16 protein-coding genes are annotated in these 16140 nt (G+C 60.0%); 15 read left to right on the top strand and 1 reads right to left on the bottom strand.

Annotation, left to right across the window (positions count from 1 at the left end; all coding sequences use genetic code 11):
* Window positions 1-30 precede the first annotated feature (30 nt).
* On the bottom strand, window positions 31-453 hold the full coding sequence (locus tag ABIA90_RS23070) for a hypothetical protein (RefSeq protein WP_354119296.1): 423 nt from the start codon (window positions 451-453) through the stop codon (window positions 31-33).
* A gap of 784 nt (window positions 454-1237) precedes the next feature.
* Here ABIA90_RS23070 and ABIA90_RS23065 point away from each other — a divergent pair.
* The 15 genes from ABIA90_RS23065 to ABIA90_RS22995 all read left to right on the top strand — a co-directional run bounded on the left by ABIA90_RS23065 (window position 1238) and on the right by ABIA90_RS22995 (window position 16137).
* Window positions 1238-3808: an ATP-binding protein gene (locus ABIA90_RS23065; RefSeq protein WP_354119297.1), complete on the top strand. Its 2571-nt coding sequence runs from the start codon at window positions 1238-1240 to the stop codon at window positions 3806-3808.
* 422 nt (window positions 3809-4230) lie between these two features.
* Window positions 4231-5577 (top strand): ABC transporter substrate-binding protein, encoded by a 1347-nt coding sequence (locus tag ABIA90_RS23060; protein ID WP_063981213.1) that lies wholly within the window; start codon window positions 4231-4233, stop codon window positions 5575-5577.
* A gap of 103 nt (window positions 5578-5680) precedes the next feature.
* Window positions 5681-6640 carry a carbohydrate ABC transporter permease gene (locus ABIA90_RS23055; RefSeq protein WP_014492573.1) on the top strand — a complete coding sequence of 320 codons (960 nt, stop codon included), beginning with the start codon at window positions 5681-5683 and terminating at the stop codon, window positions 6638-6640.
* Complete coding sequence (locus tag ABIA90_RS23050) at window positions 6637-7590, top strand: carbohydrate ABC transporter permease (protein ID WP_028150087.1); 954 nt, start codon at window positions 6637-6639, stop codon at window positions 7588-7590. The genes ABIA90_RS23055 and ABIA90_RS23050 overlap by 4 nt, the downstream gene beginning before the upstream one ends.
* The gene (locus ABIA90_RS23045; RefSeq protein ID WP_354119299.1) at window positions 7587-7799 is read left to right on the top strand and encodes a hypothetical protein; all 213 of its coding nucleotides are present in this window, start codon (window positions 7587-7589) and stop codon (window positions 7797-7799) included. Before ABIA90_RS23050 ends, ABIA90_RS23045 begins: the two co-directional genes overlap by 4 nt.
* 6 nt (window positions 7800-7805) lie before the next feature.
* A complete protein-coding gene (locus ABIA90_RS23040) occupies window positions 7806-8903 on the top strand; it encodes an ABC transporter ATP-binding protein (protein WP_354119300.1) in 1098 nt (365 codons plus the stop codon).
* Window positions 8896-9903, top strand: coding sequence for an ABC transporter ATP-binding protein (locus ABIA90_RS23035; protein ID WP_354119301.1), 1008 nt, complete (start codon window positions 8896-8898; stop codon window positions 9901-9903). Before ABIA90_RS23040 ends, ABIA90_RS23035 begins: the two co-directional genes overlap by 8 nt.
* Window positions 9900-10514 carry a dihydroxyacetone kinase subunit DhaL gene (gene dhaL, locus ABIA90_RS23030; RefSeq protein ID WP_354119302.1) on the top strand — a complete coding sequence of 205 codons (615 nt, stop codon included), beginning with the start codon at window positions 9900-9902 and terminating at the stop codon, window positions 10512-10514. Before ABIA90_RS23035 ends, dhaL begins: the two co-directional genes overlap by 4 nt.
* On the top strand, window positions 10511-10912 hold the full coding sequence (dhaM, locus tag ABIA90_RS23025; protein WP_028150082.1) for a dihydroxyacetone kinase phosphoryl donor subunit DhaM: 402 nt from the start codon (window positions 10511-10513) through the stop codon (window positions 10910-10912). Before dhaL ends, dhaM begins: the two co-directional genes overlap by 4 nt.
* A complete protein-coding gene (locus ABIA90_RS23020) occupies window positions 10905-11219 on the top strand; it encodes an HPr family phosphocarrier protein (protein ID WP_028150081.1) in 315 nt (104 codons plus the stop codon). The genes dhaM and ABIA90_RS23020 overlap by 8 nt, the downstream gene beginning before the upstream one ends.
* 5 nt (window positions 11220-11224) lie before the next feature.
* On the top strand, window positions 11225-12823 hold the full coding sequence (gene ptsP, locus ABIA90_RS23015; RefSeq protein ID WP_166344236.1) for a phosphoenolpyruvate--protein phosphotransferase: 1599 nt from the start codon (window positions 11225-11227) through the stop codon (window positions 12821-12823).
* Window positions 12820-13245 carry a hypothetical protein gene (locus ABIA90_RS23010; RefSeq protein WP_028160804.1) on the top strand — a complete coding sequence of 142 codons (426 nt, stop codon included), beginning with the start codon at window positions 12820-12822 and terminating at the stop codon, window positions 13243-13245. Before ptsP ends, ABIA90_RS23010 begins: the two co-directional genes overlap by 4 nt.
* Before the next feature lie 39 nt (window positions 13246-13284).
* Window positions 13285-14274 carry a dihydroxyacetone kinase subunit DhaK gene (gene dhaK, locus ABIA90_RS23005; RefSeq protein ID WP_354119303.1) on the top strand — a complete coding sequence of 330 codons (990 nt, stop codon included), beginning with the start codon at window positions 13285-13287 and terminating at the stop codon, window positions 14272-14274.
* Between the two features lie 790 nt (window positions 14275-15064).
* On the top strand, window positions 15065-15595 hold the full coding sequence (locus ABIA90_RS23000; RefSeq protein WP_028150077.1) for a DUF1269 domain-containing protein: 531 nt from the start codon (window positions 15065-15067) through the stop codon (window positions 15593-15595).
* A gap of 353 nt (window positions 15596-15948) precedes the next feature.
* On the top strand, window positions 15949-16137 hold the full coding sequence (locus ABIA90_RS22995; RefSeq protein WP_224517481.1) for a hypothetical protein: 189 nt from the start codon (window positions 15949-15951) through the stop codon (window positions 16135-16137).
* Window positions 16138-16140: the final 3 nt, after the last annotated feature.

Here is a 16140-nt window from a genome sequence, read left to right as displayed (position 1 = left end):
TAGACCGAACCGATCTAAGATTCCGCCGACTTAAGCCGATCGTTTGCGATGGTTCTTGCGGTGTTTGCCTTGGGGGCGCCCGTGCGATCGCTCCAGTACTTTCGGCAGAGAAGCCGCCGCTGGCGGAGCTATTGGCGAGGCTTGCTCGACCTTAACCGGCTCGGCTGGGTCGGGGGGCCGTATGGCCGCCGTTGCACCCAAGGCAGCCTCCTCGAGTTTGGCAAGGAAGTCGCGTCCTTGGTTCGTGATAGTCCATGCGCCGCGTTCACGAGTGATGAGTCCTTGGCTGAACGCATCAAGATCCGGCGCAAGTTCAGCGAGACGCTTCATACGCAACGTCCATTCAGGGCCGCTCGTATAGAAAACCGCGAGATGCAGCTTGATAAGCTCAAGGTTTCCCCGGCCGTCGGGCTGCCCTGCCAAAATCTTCAAAATGGAAAGCTGAAAACTCACGCGCGCCACTCGAACGCAACGACTCAATCCTTGCAATCTATCGGTTCTGGCCAACGGCTCATAGATCGGCCGTCAAGCTTCTCGCGGAGATGCTTGCTCGGTAAGCCTAACCGCCAAGGTTAATCGCGCCTGGAGGGTCAAAGGCAGACTTCGACAAGATAAAGGCGCTTGTAACGGAACCGATCCAGGTGGCTCCTTCCGTTAGCGAAACACATCCGCCGATTCGTTAGACCATAACTCCATCACCGCCAGCTTTTCCAGGATGGTTGGGCCATGAAGTACCGGCGCTTGCCGGTATCGCTGGCGCGGTCCAGATCGGATCTGTGATCGCCTGGCATTTCATGAGCGATGATGAGCAAGGCGGTGCTTTAAGCAAAGTAGGTTTGGTCTAAATTACCGACGCAATACTCCGACGCCGTGGCGCGATCGCGCCCGACGCATTCGAACCGTCGTGCCACAGGTCGAAGTTACATCCGAGTTGCCGTTGGTCTTGGCAGATAGATGCGCGATGCCCGCTCAAAAAAACAGTACCAAGATTGTCGATTTTGGCTGTACCACCGCGCGATGTCATGGTGCTCGCGAGTAGGGCGGGATTGCAGGGGCGAAGATGCAACATGTGTCATTTGAAAGCGGACGCGGATGAAGCTCGCGCCGCCGCGCATGTTCAACGAGCGGTCACTCGTGGTTCTCACGATCGTGATTGGAATGACGAACGCCTATAAGCGTATCCCCATTGGGATTGAAATGCACAGCAAGCTCCGGGACGATTTGAATACGGCAGAGAATGACCATCTTGTCGCGCCTGTTGGCGCTTGTCGCAGTCGCGTTATTGCCCGCTATCTCGATTCAGGCGTACAACGAAGTTAACCTTCGACGCGCGCGCCAAGTGGACGTACAGAATCAGGCGCTCGGTCTCGCTAAGCTCGCCGCCGAACAGCAGCAACAGATCGTTCAGGGCATTCGGCAGGTCCTGATTGCGCTGTCCGAACTCCCTGCGATAAAGGCGAAAGATAGCAAGGGGTGCAATGCGGCGATGGCAGGGATGAGGTCCCGGTTTCCGGCTTTCCTCACTTTCGTCGCTACCGATCTGAGTGGCCAGCCCTTCTGCGATACAAACACGGATCGCAAGCCGGTGAATGTCTCCGGGCGTCCCTACTTTGCGGACGCGTTGAAGACGGGTGCGTTTACGGTGGGACAATTCTCGATCGGTCTGTCCGTCGATCGGAAACTCATTCAGTTTGCGCTGCCTTTCTACGGAGATGATGGTCAGCCAGGGGGCGTCATCATTGCGCCTCTCGGTCTGGACTGGTTAGCGGACTACATCGCGCGCGCGGGTGTTCCGGCGGGAGACGCGCTGGCCATCACCGATCGCAACGGCACCTACCTTGCCCGCTATCCGGACAATGACCGATTTGTCGGTAAGAAATTGGTTCGCGTTGGTGATGAGAGGCAGTATGGCGACGGTCTCGCAGCCGACCTGGTTGATGTCGACGGCGTCGAGAGGATCGTGGGTTTCTCGACTCTCGGGCCCGATTCTGGGGGACTTCGCGTCAGCTTCGGCCTCGACAAGGCGAACGCCTTTGCCGAGATCCAGAGCCGGACCCGACACGACATCTTCCTCATCGCCCTCAGCGCCATGATGGTGCTGGGCCTGACGCTGCTCGGCGCCCGGCAATTCATCCATCGGCCGCTCGGACTATTAGTTGACGCCGCGAACCGATGGCGCCTCGGCGACTATGCTCGCCGTGTGAACATCCGCGGCAGTTCTGAAATCGCGGGCGTAGCCGGCGCCTTCAACACCATGGCTGATGCGCTGGATCGCCGCGAGCAGGAATTGTCCGATGCAAAAGAGAAGGCCGAGGACGCCGCGGCCCGGCTTACGATGCTCTTCGAAAGCACAACCGACAGCGTCGTGATCGTCGACCACGATTGGCGGATCAGCTTCTTCAACCAGAGGGCCTGGTCTCAGATCGCTCAGGGGCGTGATCTGATTGGAATGCACCTGCAGGCGTCGCTTCTGGATGCCGCCGATACGGGAATCGTCGAGCAGCTTCGGGAAGTCATGTCGAACCGCCGTCCGGTTTCGTTCGAAGCGCACTGTCCTCGTCGTGCCGCATGGTATGCGATCAACGCGTTTCCTTCTGGCGAAGGGATCGCGATCTTCTTTCGAGACGTCACCGAGCAAAAGCATGCCGTGGAGGCGCGCCAGCGCATCGAGGAGCAGCTTCATCAGAGTCAGAAGATGGAGTCCGTCGGACAGCTCACGGGCGGTGTTGCCCATGACTTCAACAACCTGCTTGCCGTCGTTTCGGGAAACCTTGATCTCATCGAGCGCGCGGCAAATGACGGCAAGATCCGGCGCTTCGCCGCGACTGCGCGGCGCGCCGCCGACCGGGGGGCGAAGCTCACCGCACAGCTCCTCGCTTTCTCTCGACGGCAAAAGCTCAACCCTAAACTGATTAATGCCAACGAGCTGATCTCCAACTTCCAGGGGCTCGTCCGTCAGGCGGTCGGCGCAGAATGCGAGGTCAGGCTGAAGATCGACGAGCGATTGTGGCTCTGTCAGGTGGATCCATCCCTGCTGGAGACTGCCCTTCTCAATCTAGCGCTGAACGGCCGCGATGCGATGCCGGGCGGCGGAGTGCTCGAGATCGAGGCGCGGAACGTCGTTCTGGATGGGGAAGCCGTCGCTGGATGTCCGGCCGGATCATATGTGAGGCTGTCCGTCTCGGATACGGGGCAGGGGATGTCTCCCGAGGTGCGAGACCGGATTTTCGAGCCCTTCTTCACTACCAAGGAAGTTGGCAAGGGCACTGGCCTCGGTCTCAGCATGGTGTATGGCTTTGTCCGGCAATCCGGTGGCTATATTTCAGTCGAAAGTGCCCCTAACGCCGGCACCACGATCTCGCTGTACCTGCCGAGAGCCAATCAGGAGGCTCGCGACGAGGTGGAAACTGAACAGACCCGGGCTATGCCGGGAGGTTCCGAGCGAATTCTTTTGGTCGAGGACAATGAAGATCTGTTGGAAGTCGTGTCTGCAATGCTGACGAGCTTTGGCTATCGGATTCGCCTTGCTCACAACGGTACCGAAGCCATCCGAATTCTCGACAGCGATCAGGGGTTCGATCTTCTGTTCAGCGATGTCGTCATGCCGAATGGTCCCAATGGCGTCGAGCTTGCTCGCGAAGCAAAGCGGCGGAACAGCAGGATCAAGATATTACTTACGTCGGGCTACGTGGGAGACGTGCTCGCGCGTCACGGGGCGACAGACGAGTTCCCGATTATTCACAAGCCCTTTGGCGTGTCCGAACTCGCTCAACGTCTGCATTCTCTTCTTCAGAAAGAAGATGTTTAGGCAGGCACGAAGCCAGACGGCATCGCCGTCCATAGCGACAATGCGTATTCGTCTCTAGATCCAGCCATCTCACGGTTCTTGCGGATCAGGTCGAGGCAGCCGTGCTCGAACGCAAAGTCCCTGACGTAACTTAAGGTGGCGCAGATCGCATAGCCAGTACTGGTTGAGCGCATGGTTGCTGCCTCAATTTCGCGAGGAGCACCATGACCGACAGGCTTAAGAGCGTACTTGCAATGTTTAGTATATAGTGTTTCACTAAACAAATCGAGCTTGGCTGAATCCCTAAGAATCCAGGCAGGCGCGAGGAAACGTCCGTTTAGTCGTTCAGCCCGTGAAGGACTGTATCGCTCTGCTCGAAGCATTCGAGCGGGTTGGAGAGTCGCGCCATGTCGATGGCCGGCCCCACTGGGAGGGAAAGCGTTATGAAACAGACAGTAAAGGCGCTTCTTACTACGTTCGGAGTTCTCGCATCCGCGCTCGGTGTCGGAGTGGGGACTACTCCTGCGCATGCGCAGGCCAAGACCATCACGCTGTGCTGGGCCGCGTGGGATCCTGCCAACGCCCTGGTCGAACTGTCGAAGGATTTCACCGCCAAGACCGGCGTCGGCATGAAGTTCGAGTTCGTGCCGTGGACCAACTATGCCGACCGCTTCCTGAACGAGCTCAATTCGCATGGCTCGCTGTGCGATCTCATCATCGGGGATTCGCAATGGATCGGGGGCGCCGCCGAGAACGGTCAGTACGTCAAGCTCAACGATTTCTTCACAAAGGAAGGAATCAGCATGGACGACTACATGCCGGCGACAGTGGTCGGCTATTCCGAGTGGCCGAAGAACAGCCCGAACTATTGGGCGCTGCCCGCCATGGGTGACGCGGTGGGCTGGACCTATCGCAAAGACTGGTTTGCGCGGCCTGAGATCCAGGCGGATTTCAAGGCCAAGTACGGCCGCGATCTCGCCGTGCCGAAGACGCTCGATGAATTGCGCGACATCGCAAAATTCTTCCAGGGCCGCGAGATCGACGGCAAGAAGGTCTATGGCGCTTCGATCTATACCGAGCGGGGCTCGGAAGGCATCACCATGGGCGTGTCGAACTACCTCTATGATTACGGCTTCCAGTATCAGGATCCGAAGAAGCCGTATTCAATGGACGGGTTCGTCAACTCGCCCGGCGCCGTGAAGGGGCTCGAGGCCTACAAGGAGCTCTACAAGTGCTGTACGCCCCCCGGAGCATCCAACTCCTACATGTCCGAAGGGCTTGATGCGTTCAAGTCGGGGCAAGTCGCGCTTCAGATGAACTTCTTCGCCTTCTTCCCGGGCCTCTACAAAGATCCGAACGTCGGTGGGGACAAGATCGGCTTCTTCAGCAATCCCGCCGGCCCCGCGACCCGGGCGACGCAGCTCGGTGGGCAGGGCATCTCGGTCGTTTCTTACTCCAAGAACCAGGCCGAGGCGCTGCAATATATCAAATGGTTCTCCGGTGGAGATGTGCAGAAGAAGTGGTGGGCGCTGGGCGGCTATTCCTGCGCCAAGTCAGTGTTGAACGATCCGGGCTTCCCGAACAGCGCGCCGTTTGCCGGCGAGTTTTTGAAGTCGATGGGAATGGTCGTCGACTTCTGGGCCGAGCCTTCCTATGCCCAACTCCTGCAAGCCGAACAGAAGCGCGTGCATGACTACGTGGTGGCGGACAAGGGCACCGCGCAGGAAGCGCTCGATGGCCTGGTAAAGGACTGGAAGGCGATCTTCAAGGAAGAAGGCAAGAAGTTCTAGGGCAAACGCCTGGAGCGCACGCCGAGCGCGCTCCAGGCTCTCTTCGGTAGAACCCGCAGGCGTCGCATAGTCGACCATCGCGACGCCAGGATTGACCAGGGCCATGAACGATTTGAGCACTTCGTCGCAGATCACCTACCGGGCCGTCCCGATCCGACCAGGCGTGATACGTCGTATCCGCGGCCTTTCGGACCAGGCGCTCGCATGGCTCTTCATCACGCCGACGATCGTGCTGCTGCTGGCGATCAATATCTTCCCGCTGGTATGGACGATCTACCTGTCATTTACCAACTACCGCGCCAATCGGCCGAACGCGCCGACGCTATGGCTGGGGACCGATTGGTACCAGTCGATCCTGACCGATCCGGATATCTGGGCGGCAATGCAGGTCACGGCGCATTTCGTGGTTTGGACCGTGCTGATCGAGACTGTGCTCGGATTCGGCCTCGCGTTCCTGATCGACAAGAAATTCCGTGGCCATGGCCTGTGGACCACGATCATTCTGTTGCCGATGATGCTCTCACCAGCGGTTGTCGGCAATTTCTGGACCTTCCTCTATCAGCCGCAGATCGGGCTGTTCAACTACGTGGTCGCCTTCTTCACGGGGCGCGGCGCTTCGTCGTTCCAGATGCTGGGAGACGTGACCCTCAGCCCGTGGGCCATCGTCATCGTCGACGCCTGGATGTGGACGCCTTACGTGATGCTGATTTGCCTGGCGGGGTTGCGGTCGATCCCGGATTACATTTATGAGGCAGCGGAGGTCGACCGCGCGTCGAATTGGCGGCAGTTCTGGTCGATCACGCTGCCGATGGCTCTGCCGTTCATCATGCTCGCGGTGCTCTTTCGCGGGATCGAGAACTTCAAGATGTTCGACATGGTCAACCTCCTGACCGGAGGAGGGCCGGGCTCGACCACGGAGGTCGCTTCGATCACACTGAAGCGCGCAGCCTTTGAGAGTTGGCGAACCGGCTATTCCTCGGCCTTCGCGATCATTCTGTTCGTGACAGTGTTTGGCCTTGCCAACATCTACGTCAAGGCGCTGAACCGGGTGAAAAGCAGATGAGCGCCTCAAATGCAGCCCACTCAGTCGTCGAACCGTCGACCGGCACTCGCCGCTTTGCCGGCCTGCTCGTCATACTCTATGCCATCATAACGATGGTTCCGCTGATATGGATCGTGCTCACCTCGTTCAAGTCGCCTGACGATGCGATCTCCTATCCGCCGAAGGTCCTCTTCAAGCCCTCCCTTGAAGGCTATTGCAATGTCTTCACAACACGCTCGCGTCAGACTCAGGAGTTTATCCAGACGCTGGGGCCGCCGCAGGGGCTTTGTGACAACATCGCGCGCAGCCGCAACATGGTTGTCGCCGGGCCGTCGAACTACGTGCCGCGCTTCATCAACTCGCTGATCATCGCCTTTGGCTCGACGGTGCTTGCCGTCGCGCTCGGTACGCTCTCGGCTTATGGTTTTTCGCGCTTCCGCGTGCCTCTCAAGGACGACCTCCTGTTCTTCATTCTGTCGACCAGAATGATGCCGCCAATCGCGGTCGCGATCCCGATCTACCTGATGTACCGGACCGTCGGGCTATCGGATACCCGTCTCGGGATGATCCTGCTCTACACTTCGGTGAACGTCTCGCTCGCTGTCTGGCTACTCAAGGGCTTCATCGACGAAATCCCGCGTGAATACGAAGAAGCGGCAATGATCGATGGCTATACGCGCTTTCAGGCGTTCGTGAAGGTGGTTCTACCGCAGGCGACGACGGGGATCGCGGCGACGGCGATTTTCTGCCTGATTTTTGCGTGGAACGAATACGCCTTTGCTGTGCTTCTGACCTCTGGCAACGCTCAGACCGCGCCCCCATTCATTCCGATCATCATTGGCGAAGGCGGCCAGGATTGGCCGGCCGTAGCCGCCGGCACGACGATCTTTCTTGTGCCGATCGTCGTGTTCACGGTGCTGCTTCGCAAGCATCTTCTGCGCGGGATTACCTTTGGGGCCGTTCGCAAATGAACCTTGATGTGAACACGTCAACGCCGCACGCCAGCCTGACGAGCAGAATGTTGCGGCGCGGTCCGCTGGAGGCCATCGCGACGGCGATCATTGCCGCAGGCGTGGTCATGCTGATGCAGCCGTTTTTTCTGACGCTTTATTCCTGGTCTTTCGCAGTCACTCTCTTTGGGACGGTGATGTTCACGATCGTCTCGAAGGTCCGGGAGTAGCGCTCGATGGCACAGATCAGGGTCGAAGCGCTCAACAAATCCTTTGGAGAGTTTCACGCAGTCAAGGGCGCGAGCTTTACGGTGGATGACGGACAGTTCCTTTGTCTGCTTGGGCCGTCCGGCTGCGGCAAAACGACAACGCTGCGGATGATTGCAGGACTGGAATTGCCGACATCCGGCACGATCAGGCTCGACGGTGAGGACGTCACGATGAACCGTGCCTCCGCGCGAGATATCGCCTTCGTCTTCCAGCTATTTGCGCTCTATCCGCACATGAATGTCCGGCGCAATATCGGCTTTCCGCTCAAATGCGAGGGGATCGGAGCCGCGGAGTGCGACCGGCGCGTGGTGGAGGCGGCTCGGATCCTGCGTATCTCCCACCTCCTTGATCGGTCGGTTTCGACCCTCACCGGCGGCGACCGTCAGCGCGTCGCGCTTGGGCGGGCGATCGTCCGCAAGCCGAAGTGCTTCCTGATGGACGAGCCGCTCGGAGCGCTCGATACCGAGATGCGCGAGGCGATGATCCAGGAATTGCGCGCGCTGCATGACCGGCTGGGCGCGACCACCGTTTACGTCACGCATGATCAACTGGAGGCCATGGCAATGGCGGACCTGATTGCGGTGATGAACAACGGCGTGGTCGAGCAGATTGCGAGTCCGAGCGACATTTATGACCGGCCTGTTTCGCTCTTCGTCGCGGACTTCATCGGTTCTCCAGCGATGAATTTCCTGCCGTTTCGCGGCAGCCTGCAAGCCGGGGCGCAGGCGATCCGGCTCGGGGATCGCGACGTTGCGATACCCACCGCACGCGAGGCTCTGGTGGAGAGCGACCTTGTCCTGGGCGTCAGACCCGAGCATGTGCGTTTTTCCGATAGCGGCATGGTGCGGGGCGAGATCTATGGGTCGGAATATCTCGGCACGACGCAGATCGTGACGGTGACGACGCCTTACGGCGCTCTCAAGGCCCGCTCGCCCGCCAGCATGCCCTTTCGGATTGGGATGAATGTCGGGCTCGATTTTCGGCCGGATACGTTGTCGCTCTTCGACCAGGGGTCGGGACGGGCAATACGCACCGCATTGCACGAGGGAGGCAAGCATGGCTGAAGTCGAGATCGGGGCGGTCTCCAAGGCGTTTGGTAAGACGCAAGCCGTCGTCGATCTGTCCCTCACCGTTGGAGATGGCGAATTCGTTGCGTTGCTGGGGCCGACCGGCGCCGGCAAGACGACGATGCTGCGTCTCGTTGCCGGATTAGAGGCGCCCGACAGCGGCTCGGTCCGCATCGACGGACGCGATGTGACCAGTGATGCGCCGGCGGATCGTGACGTCGCCTTCGTATTCCAGCAATATTCGTTGTACCCGCATCTGACCGTGTTCGAGAACATGGCCTTTGCACTACGCGCGCCGACTCGGCGCCTGCCGGAGACCGAAATTCGCGCAAAGGTCGAACAGGTTGCGCGTCTTCTCCATATCGAGGCCAAGCTCCACAGTAAGGCGACCCAGTTGTCGGGCGGGCAGATGCAGCGCGTTGCGATTGGCCGCGCTCTGGTGCGCTCGCCCTCGATCTACCTGATGGACGAGCCGCTTTCTTCGCTCGATGCCAAGCTGCGCGGTGAAATGCGCCTGGAGCTTAAGCGCATCCAGATCGATCTCGGCGCGACGATCCTCTACGTCACCCACGATCAAACCGAGGCTATGACCATGGCATCGCGCATCGGCGTGATGGAGGCCGGGCGGCTGATGCAGATCGGCACGCCGCGCGAGATTTACGAGAACCCGGTCAACGCCTATGTCGCTGCCCGGCTCGGCCAGCCGATGATCAACCTGCTGCCGGCAACTCTATTTGCCGGCGTTCCGCCCGGCGCTAAGACGATTGGCGCTCGTACCGAGCACCTGGCGATCGCACGCAGCGGCGGGGACGTGTCGGCCACCGTCACGCGGGTCGAGCATCTCGGCGACCAGAGCCATGTCCATCTCGATCTCGGCGGCCAACCTGTCGTGACGTTGGCGGACCCTGAGGCGAGGTTAGACGTCGGCGACGTCGTGTCGCTACGCCTTAACAGGCCGCTGTTCTTCGATGCGGCCGGCGGGAGGGTCGCTGCATGAGTCTCGATCGGACCTCTAGGGAGAAACTGGTGCGGGCGCTTGCGGAATCGGTGATCCAGCACGCCGACGAACTGACCAGCCTCGACCAGGCGATCGGTGACGGCGATCATGGGCTGAACATGAAACGCGGCTTCGAGGCCGTGCTCGCGACGTTGCCCGGCCTTGCGGACAAGTCTCTGCCAGAAATGCTGAAGTCGATCGGAATGACGCTGGTCATGAAGGTTGGCGGAGCCTCTGGGCCGCTGGTTGGCACCTTCTTCATGGAGTTGGGCAAGGCGCTTCCAGAGCAGCCAACACGCGCAGAGTTTGTCGCGGCTACGGATATGGCAATCAATGCCGTAAAGGCGCGCGGACGCTCGGAGGCAGGACAGAAAACCTTGCTGGATGTCCTGGTGCCCGTGCAAGCGGTATTGGCTGCAGGCGGCGATGCGCGGGCGATTGCGTTAGAAGCGGTGCAGGCGGCCGATCGCACGACGCCGATGCTCGCTATTCGCGGCAGGGCTTCTTTTCTCGGCGAACGCTCCATTGGTCACATGGACCCCGGTTCGCGCTCAGCGTCCCTGTTGATCGGGGCTGCAGTCAAAGTATTGGAATTCGAGGCGAGGTCATGAACAATCCAAATGGCGGCAATGTCGGAATCGTTATCGTTTCACATTCGCCCAAGATAGCGGAAGGCGCGGCAGATATGGTGCGCCAGATGGTGGGCAATGCGGTGCCGCTCGCCTGGACCGGCGGCGATGTCGATGGAGGGCTCGGCACGAATGTTGCTGGAATCCTGGAGGCGATCGAGGCGGCGTGGTCCGCAGCAGGTGTGGCTGTGCTCGTTGATCTCGGTGGAGCGGAGACAAATTCCGAGATGGCGGTGGAAATGTTGGCTGAAGATCGAAGGGCGCGCGTCGTCGTCTGCAATGCTCCGGTGGTCGAAGGAGCGGTGATTGCAGCGACGGAATCCTCGGGTGGCTCATCGCTCGCAGCCGTCAAGCGTAGCGCGGAGGAATTCTATGCATGATGCCCACGCCAGCCGGGCAGGTGAGACGTCGGTGCCGCTGACCGCCTCGGCGGTTCTCGTCAACAAGGTCGGACTTCATGCGCGGCCGTCGGTCAAGCTCACGCAGTGTGCGAAGAGGTTTGCCGCAAAGATCGAACTCGCCCTCTCTGGAGACGGGCCTTGGACGGATGCCAAGAGTCCGGTGAAGGTGATGCGTGTAAAAGCTCCGCAGGGGGCGACGCTGCATTTCCGGGTCGCCGGACCGGACGGAGAGGTGGCGCTTGCTGCCATGCTTGCGCTTGTGCATGACGGTTTTGGTGAGGCTTAACGGCAGTGGCAGAGATCCAACTTATCGGCCGTGCTGCATCGCCGGGCCTCGCGTTCGGGCCGGTCGCGGTGCTGACTGCGGCCGTGGCCGGGCGAATGGCGAGCGAGGATCCGGAGCAGGAGGCTGCAGCGCTGCGGGCGGCGATTGGGGGGGCGAGGGCGCAACTCGCCGAGCAGATCAAGACGATTCAGAGTGAGGCGGCAGACATTCTGGAGTTCCAGGCCGCCATGTTGGAAGACGACGCACTCACAGATACGGCGTATGAACTTATCGCGATCGGGATCGCTGCCGACCATGCCTGGCGCCGGGCGCTCGACCTAGAGATCGCCGGCTATCGCGCGGCTGAAGATGAATATTTCCGTGCCCGGGCCGTTGATATCGTTGACATCCGCGATCGCGTGCTTGCGCATCTGGGCGGTGTGGATGTTGTCGCCGGAATCGCGGGCGGTTCGATTGTTGCGGCTGAAGATATCACGCCTTCGACCTTTCTTGCGACTGACTGGTCGCAAGGCGGCGCGATCGCGCTGGCCAGTGGCTCACCTTCCTCGCATGTCGCCATGTTGGCGCGTGCGCGCGGGGCGCCGATGGTCGTTGGATTAGGTCCGTTGTCGTGGCATGGACAGCCACCAGTCTTGGCGCTGGTAGACGGCGACGCCGGAAGGGTCATCTTCGATCCGGAGCCGGAGACCATCCGTCTCTTTGAGCTGCGTATGGCGGCTGCGAAGGCCGAACTGGCTGTCGCCGAGGCGACCAGCCTTGCGCCTGCCTTCGTCGCCAATGGTCGGCGGATAGCGGTTCTGCTCAATGTCGCCGGGCCTGAAGACCTTGCAAACCTTGATTCCGCAATTTGCGACGGCATCGGCCTTGTACGCACGGAATTCCTGTTCGAGGCGGCCCACGGCCTGCCGGACGAGGAAACGCAATACAGGGTCTATCGAGACATTCTCGTCTGGGCCCAAGATAAGCCGGTGACGATCCGGACCTTGGATGCAGGCGGAGACAAGCAGGTTCCCGGTTTGACGGTCGAAGGTGAGAGCAATCCGTTTCTCGGCCTCCGCGGTATCCGCCTCTCGCTCGCGCGGCCGGAGGTGTTTCGCATGCAGCTCCGCGCGCTCTGCCGTGCGGCTGTCCATGGCACGCTGAAAGTGATGTTGCCCATGGTTGCGGTCCCGTCGGAATTGGACCGCGCGAACGAAATACTTGACGCGGAGTTCACAGCCCTCCAAGCGAAAGGAGTTGCCTGCGCTCGCCCGCCGCTCGGCATTATGGTCGAGGTTCCAGCGGCGGCGCTCTGTGCAGCGGATTTTGGCGCTGCATTCTATTCCATCGGTTCGAACGATCTAACCCAGTACACCATGGCGGCGGCGCGCGACATCGGCGCAGTCGCTGACCTCAATGATACCAGCAATCCGGCTGTGCTGGCACTGATAGCCGCGACCGTCGAGGCCGGGCTAAAGCGAGGCGTCGAGGTTTCGCTCTGTGGCGACGCCGCGGCCAACACTCACCTCACGGCGGCGCTGCTCGCGACTGGATTGACAACTCTCTCTGTGTCGCCGATTGCCGTCGCACGGCTCAAGGCCGCAATCGCAAAGGTGAGTTCATGAAGGACGATGTCGGCAAGGACACGCCCGGTGACAAGAATGTCGCAGAGTACAAAATAATCCTGCGAAAGGTACTCGACAATCGGCCCTCGGGGACGCGCCTGAAGCTTGCGGCGGCGCTGGGCAAGAATCGTTCGTTCGTGAGTCAAATCACGAATCCGGCTTATCTGGTGCCGATCCCGGCGAAGCATGTCGCGGTCATCTTCGACGTCTGCCATCTGTCCAGCGCCGAGCGTGCGGCATTTCTCGATGCGTATGGCCGCGCGCACCCCGGAAGACTGCGCGCACCCCACCGCGAAGCGCGCACGCGTGTCATTACCGTGACCGTTCCTGAACTTGGTGACGACAAGAAGAATCGTGCGCTCGAGCAGCTCATCGTGGATTTAGCCGCGCAGCTCGCGCGCTTTGCGGAAAGCGTCGGTTAGCCATTGAATCGAACTTTAGACCGGACTGGGAGAACGCTCATGAAAAAGCTGATCAACAGCGCCGATACGGTACTCGAAGAAAGTCTTGACGGCCTCGCCGCAGCGCACGCGGATATCCTGCTTCTCGGCGCCGAGCGCAAATTTGTGCGCCGTCGCACGTTGAAACCGGGCAAGGTTGCGCTGATTTCGGGAGGCGGCTCGGGACATGAGCCGCTGCATGCGGGCTTTGTCGGCCTGGGCATGCTCGACGCGGCTTGTCCTGGCCAGGTCTTCACCTCGCCGACGCCAGATCAGATGATCGAGGCTGCGGAGGCCGTCGACACCGGCGCAGGTGTGCTGTTCATCGTCAAAAACTACGAAGGCGATGTGATGAATTTCACCATGGCAGCCGAGATGGCCGGCCGAGAAGTCGCAAGCGTGGTGACGAACGACGACGTGGCGGTCGAAAAGTCGACCTACACGACCGGTCGTCGCGGTGTCGCTGGAACGTTGATCGTAGAAAAAATGGTCGGCGCCGCTGCCGAGACCGGAATGCCGCTTGCCGCGCTCAAGGCGCTCGGCGATGAAGTCAACCGGCGTACGCGCTCGATGGGGGTAGCTCTATTGCCATGCACTGTGCCGGCCGCCGGACGACCAAATTTCACGTTGGCCGACGATGAAATGGAAATGGGCGTCGGCATTCATGGCGAGCCTGGCCGGCGCAGGGTACCGTTGGCTTCCGCCGATGCGATCGCCGCCGAGGTGCTCGACGCGATCCTGAAGGATCTTGCGCCGAGCAAGGGCAGTGAAGCGCTGCTTCTCATTAACGGATTTGGTGCGACGCCTCTGATCGAACTCTATCTGATGGTCAATGCCGCAAAGCGGACTCTGGATCGCGCGGGGATCACGGTGACGCGCTTCCTGACCGGTTCCTACGTCACATCCCTCGACATGGCCGGTGTGTCGATCACCGTATCGGTGCTCGATCGCAAAGCCACGACATTGTGGGATGCCCCGGTGCAGACCGCAGCTCTGCGTTGGGGCGTCTGATTTCCGCGCGGCTCATTTTTTGCTGCAATCGAAGTCCTATCGACTCCGCCCCGCTTAGGCCCGTCCATGCAAGGGAGCCGTTTCTCGTCGGCTCGATCGATCGAATAGTGGCGTCCGCGCCGCCAAGGTAGTGTGGCTGCCGAGAAAACCTGGATCGAGGGCAATGAGAAGTAAGATTCAACAAAAAGGACCCGATCGGAGGATCCACTCGCAGCGCAAAAAGGGACGTTGGGTTGTAGATGTTGGAGCTGAATAGCTCCCGCTGGCTGAATCTAGCTCAAACTTCCCAATCATGGATCGGGGCGAGAGTTTGATTGTTTCAATAGTTGGAACAGTGCGTATGCACGATGTGTGCACCGAGAATTCACAAAAATCTAACGCCCCCAATTTGGGGAGCCGACATCGTTCCAAATTCTGAGCCGGTAACAACCCTGGTTTGTCTGCGGCAGACCCGCATGACTGTCGCGTTTGAGACGTTTGCGTTGGTTCAAATCATGGGCCAGATTTGAACCCGCCATTCGACAAGCTTCTGAGTTTAGGCGGACGATCGGAGGAAATATCGCAGATCTGCGTCGTGTGGGGAGAGGCGTTAGCGGTCTCCTGACTCGCACCCTGACGCCTCATCTTGTCGGTTCTCGCGAGCCGGTCCGCCCGTGCCGGGTGTGCCGGCCGCCTCCCGTTGTGCCCGGAGCGCCGTCATCCGCTATCCGTAGCGGCTTGCCTGTCCCGCGCGACCGGGCGCATCCTCTCTCGCATGGGCAGCAATCGTTCGAGTAGAGGAGCAGAACAGATGAGCGACCTTGTCGTAATTGCATTTCCAACCGAGGCGAAGGCGGAGGAAGTTCGTCAAAAATTGCTGGCCATGCAGAAGGAGTATTTGATCGAACTCGGCGATGCCGTGATCGCCGTGAAAGACAGCAACGGAAACATCAAACTAAATCAACTGATCAATACCACGGCTGCTGGTGCGGCTACTGGCGCCTTTTGGGGCACGCTGATTGGCCTGATCTTTTTGATGCCGCTTGCTGGTGCTGCCCTTGGCGTCGCGTCCGGCACACTCAGCGGATATTTAACGGATGTCGGCATCAACGACAAATGGATGAAAGAGACCGCTGCCGCCGTTCAACCCGGAACCGCAGCGCTCTTCGTACTGGTGCGCAAAGTCACGGCAGACAAGGTTCTTGAGAGGCTAAAAGGCGAAGGCGGCACGGTGCTAAAGACTTCTCTCGACCACACTAAGGAAGCCGCCTTGCAAGCGGCGCTGGCGGAGGTCAAAGCGGCGGTACCGGCGGCTTCGCCTCCTGATTTGCCGGGCGCTTGAAACGATGGCGACCGCCTGCCGACGACCGCTCAAGGCATTACCGCAGCCTTCTCTGGCCCAGTGACGCCGCGCCGGGTGCGGTCATTGGTGCAGTTCCGGGTCCTTTGTGAGGGCCAGAGGCAAGTGCCGGGACCGCGCGACCGCGCCGTATGAATATATTTGCAATTCATCATACCGCGTCAAATTTAGTGCGATCCGTTCACGTGCCTGAGCCCGAGGCACAGCGTTGACCTAGATCAAGCCATTGATGGCGGTGACGTTCTTCTGAACGGAGAGGGCCGCCGGGTGAGTGTCCGGCTGGGCTTGTTCTTTTAGGATTTTGATCTATTTCGCCAAATGCGTGAGGGATGCAGATGTCGGACAATCCCATCGACGTGATCGAAGCCGCCATTCGCTCCGCCTTCACCAGTTACCCAAAGGAAGACGACCCGGATTGGAGAAGTCCGCACTGGATCAAGTCTGAAGAGTGCACGCACTTGGCACAGGGCATACTGCTGGAATTGCACGCAAAGGGATTTGAAATCGTGAAGAGGCAGACCTGATAG

The sequence above is a fragment of the Bradyrhizobium sp. LA6.8 genome (assembly GCF_040547935.1).
GTDB lineage: Bacteria > Pseudomonadota > Alphaproteobacteria > Rhizobiales > Xanthobacteraceae > Bradyrhizobium > Bradyrhizobium barranii.
The sequence above is the reverse complement of the archived record's forward strand: the minus strand, read 5'-3'. Positions and strand labels throughout refer to the sequence as shown.

Coding starts and splice junctions, on each gene's coding strand:
- ABIA90_RS23065 (WP_354119297.1), top strand. CDS start 1,238: ATGACCATCTTGTCGCGCCTGTTGGCGCTTGTCGCAGTCGCGTTATTG.
- ABIA90_RS23060 (WP_063981213.1), top strand. CDS start 4,231: ATGAAACAGACAGTAAAGGCGCTTCTTACTACGTTCGGAGTTCTCGCA.
- ABIA90_RS23055 (WP_014492573.1), top strand. CDS start 5,681: ATGAACGATTTGAGCACTTCGTCGCAGATCACCTACCGGGCCGTCCCG.
- ABIA90_RS23050 (WP_028150087.1), top strand. CDS start 6,637: ATGAGCGCCTCAAATGCAGCCCACTCAGTCGTCGAACCGTCGACCGGC.
- ABIA90_RS23045 (WP_354119299.1), top strand. CDS start 7,587: ATGAACCTTGATGTGAACACGTCAACGCCGCACGCCAGCCTGACGAGC.
- ABIA90_RS23040 (WP_354119300.1), top strand. CDS start 7,806: ATGGCACAGATCAGGGTCGAAGCGCTCAACAAATCCTTTGGAGAGTTT.
- ABIA90_RS23035 (WP_354119301.1), top strand. CDS start 8,896: ATGGCTGAAGTCGAGATCGGGGCGGTCTCCAAGGCGTTTGGTAAGACG.
- dhaL (WP_354119302.1), top strand. CDS start 9,900: ATGAGTCTCGATCGGACCTCTAGGGAGAAACTGGTGCGGGCGCTTGCG.
- dhaM (WP_028150082.1), top strand. CDS start 10,511: ATGAACAATCCAAATGGCGGCAATGTCGGAATCGTTATCGTTTCACAT.
- ABIA90_RS23020 (WP_028150081.1), top strand. CDS start 10,905: ATGCATGATGCCCACGCCAGCCGGGCAGGTGAGACGTCGGTGCCGCTG.
- ABIA90_RS23010 (WP_028160804.1), top strand. CDS start 12,820: ATGAAGGACGATGTCGGCAAGGACACGCCCGGTGACAAGAATGTCGCA.
- dhaK (WP_354119303.1), top strand. CDS start 13,285: ATGAAAAAGCTGATCAACAGCGCCGATACGGTACTCGAAGAAAGTCTT.
- ABIA90_RS23000 (WP_028150077.1), top strand. CDS start 15,065: ATGAGCGACCTTGTCGTAATTGCATTTCCAACCGAGGCGAAGGCGGAG.
- ABIA90_RS22995 (WP_224517481.1), top strand. CDS start 15,949: ATGTCGGACAATCCCATCGACGTGATCGAAGCCGCCATTCGCTCCGCC.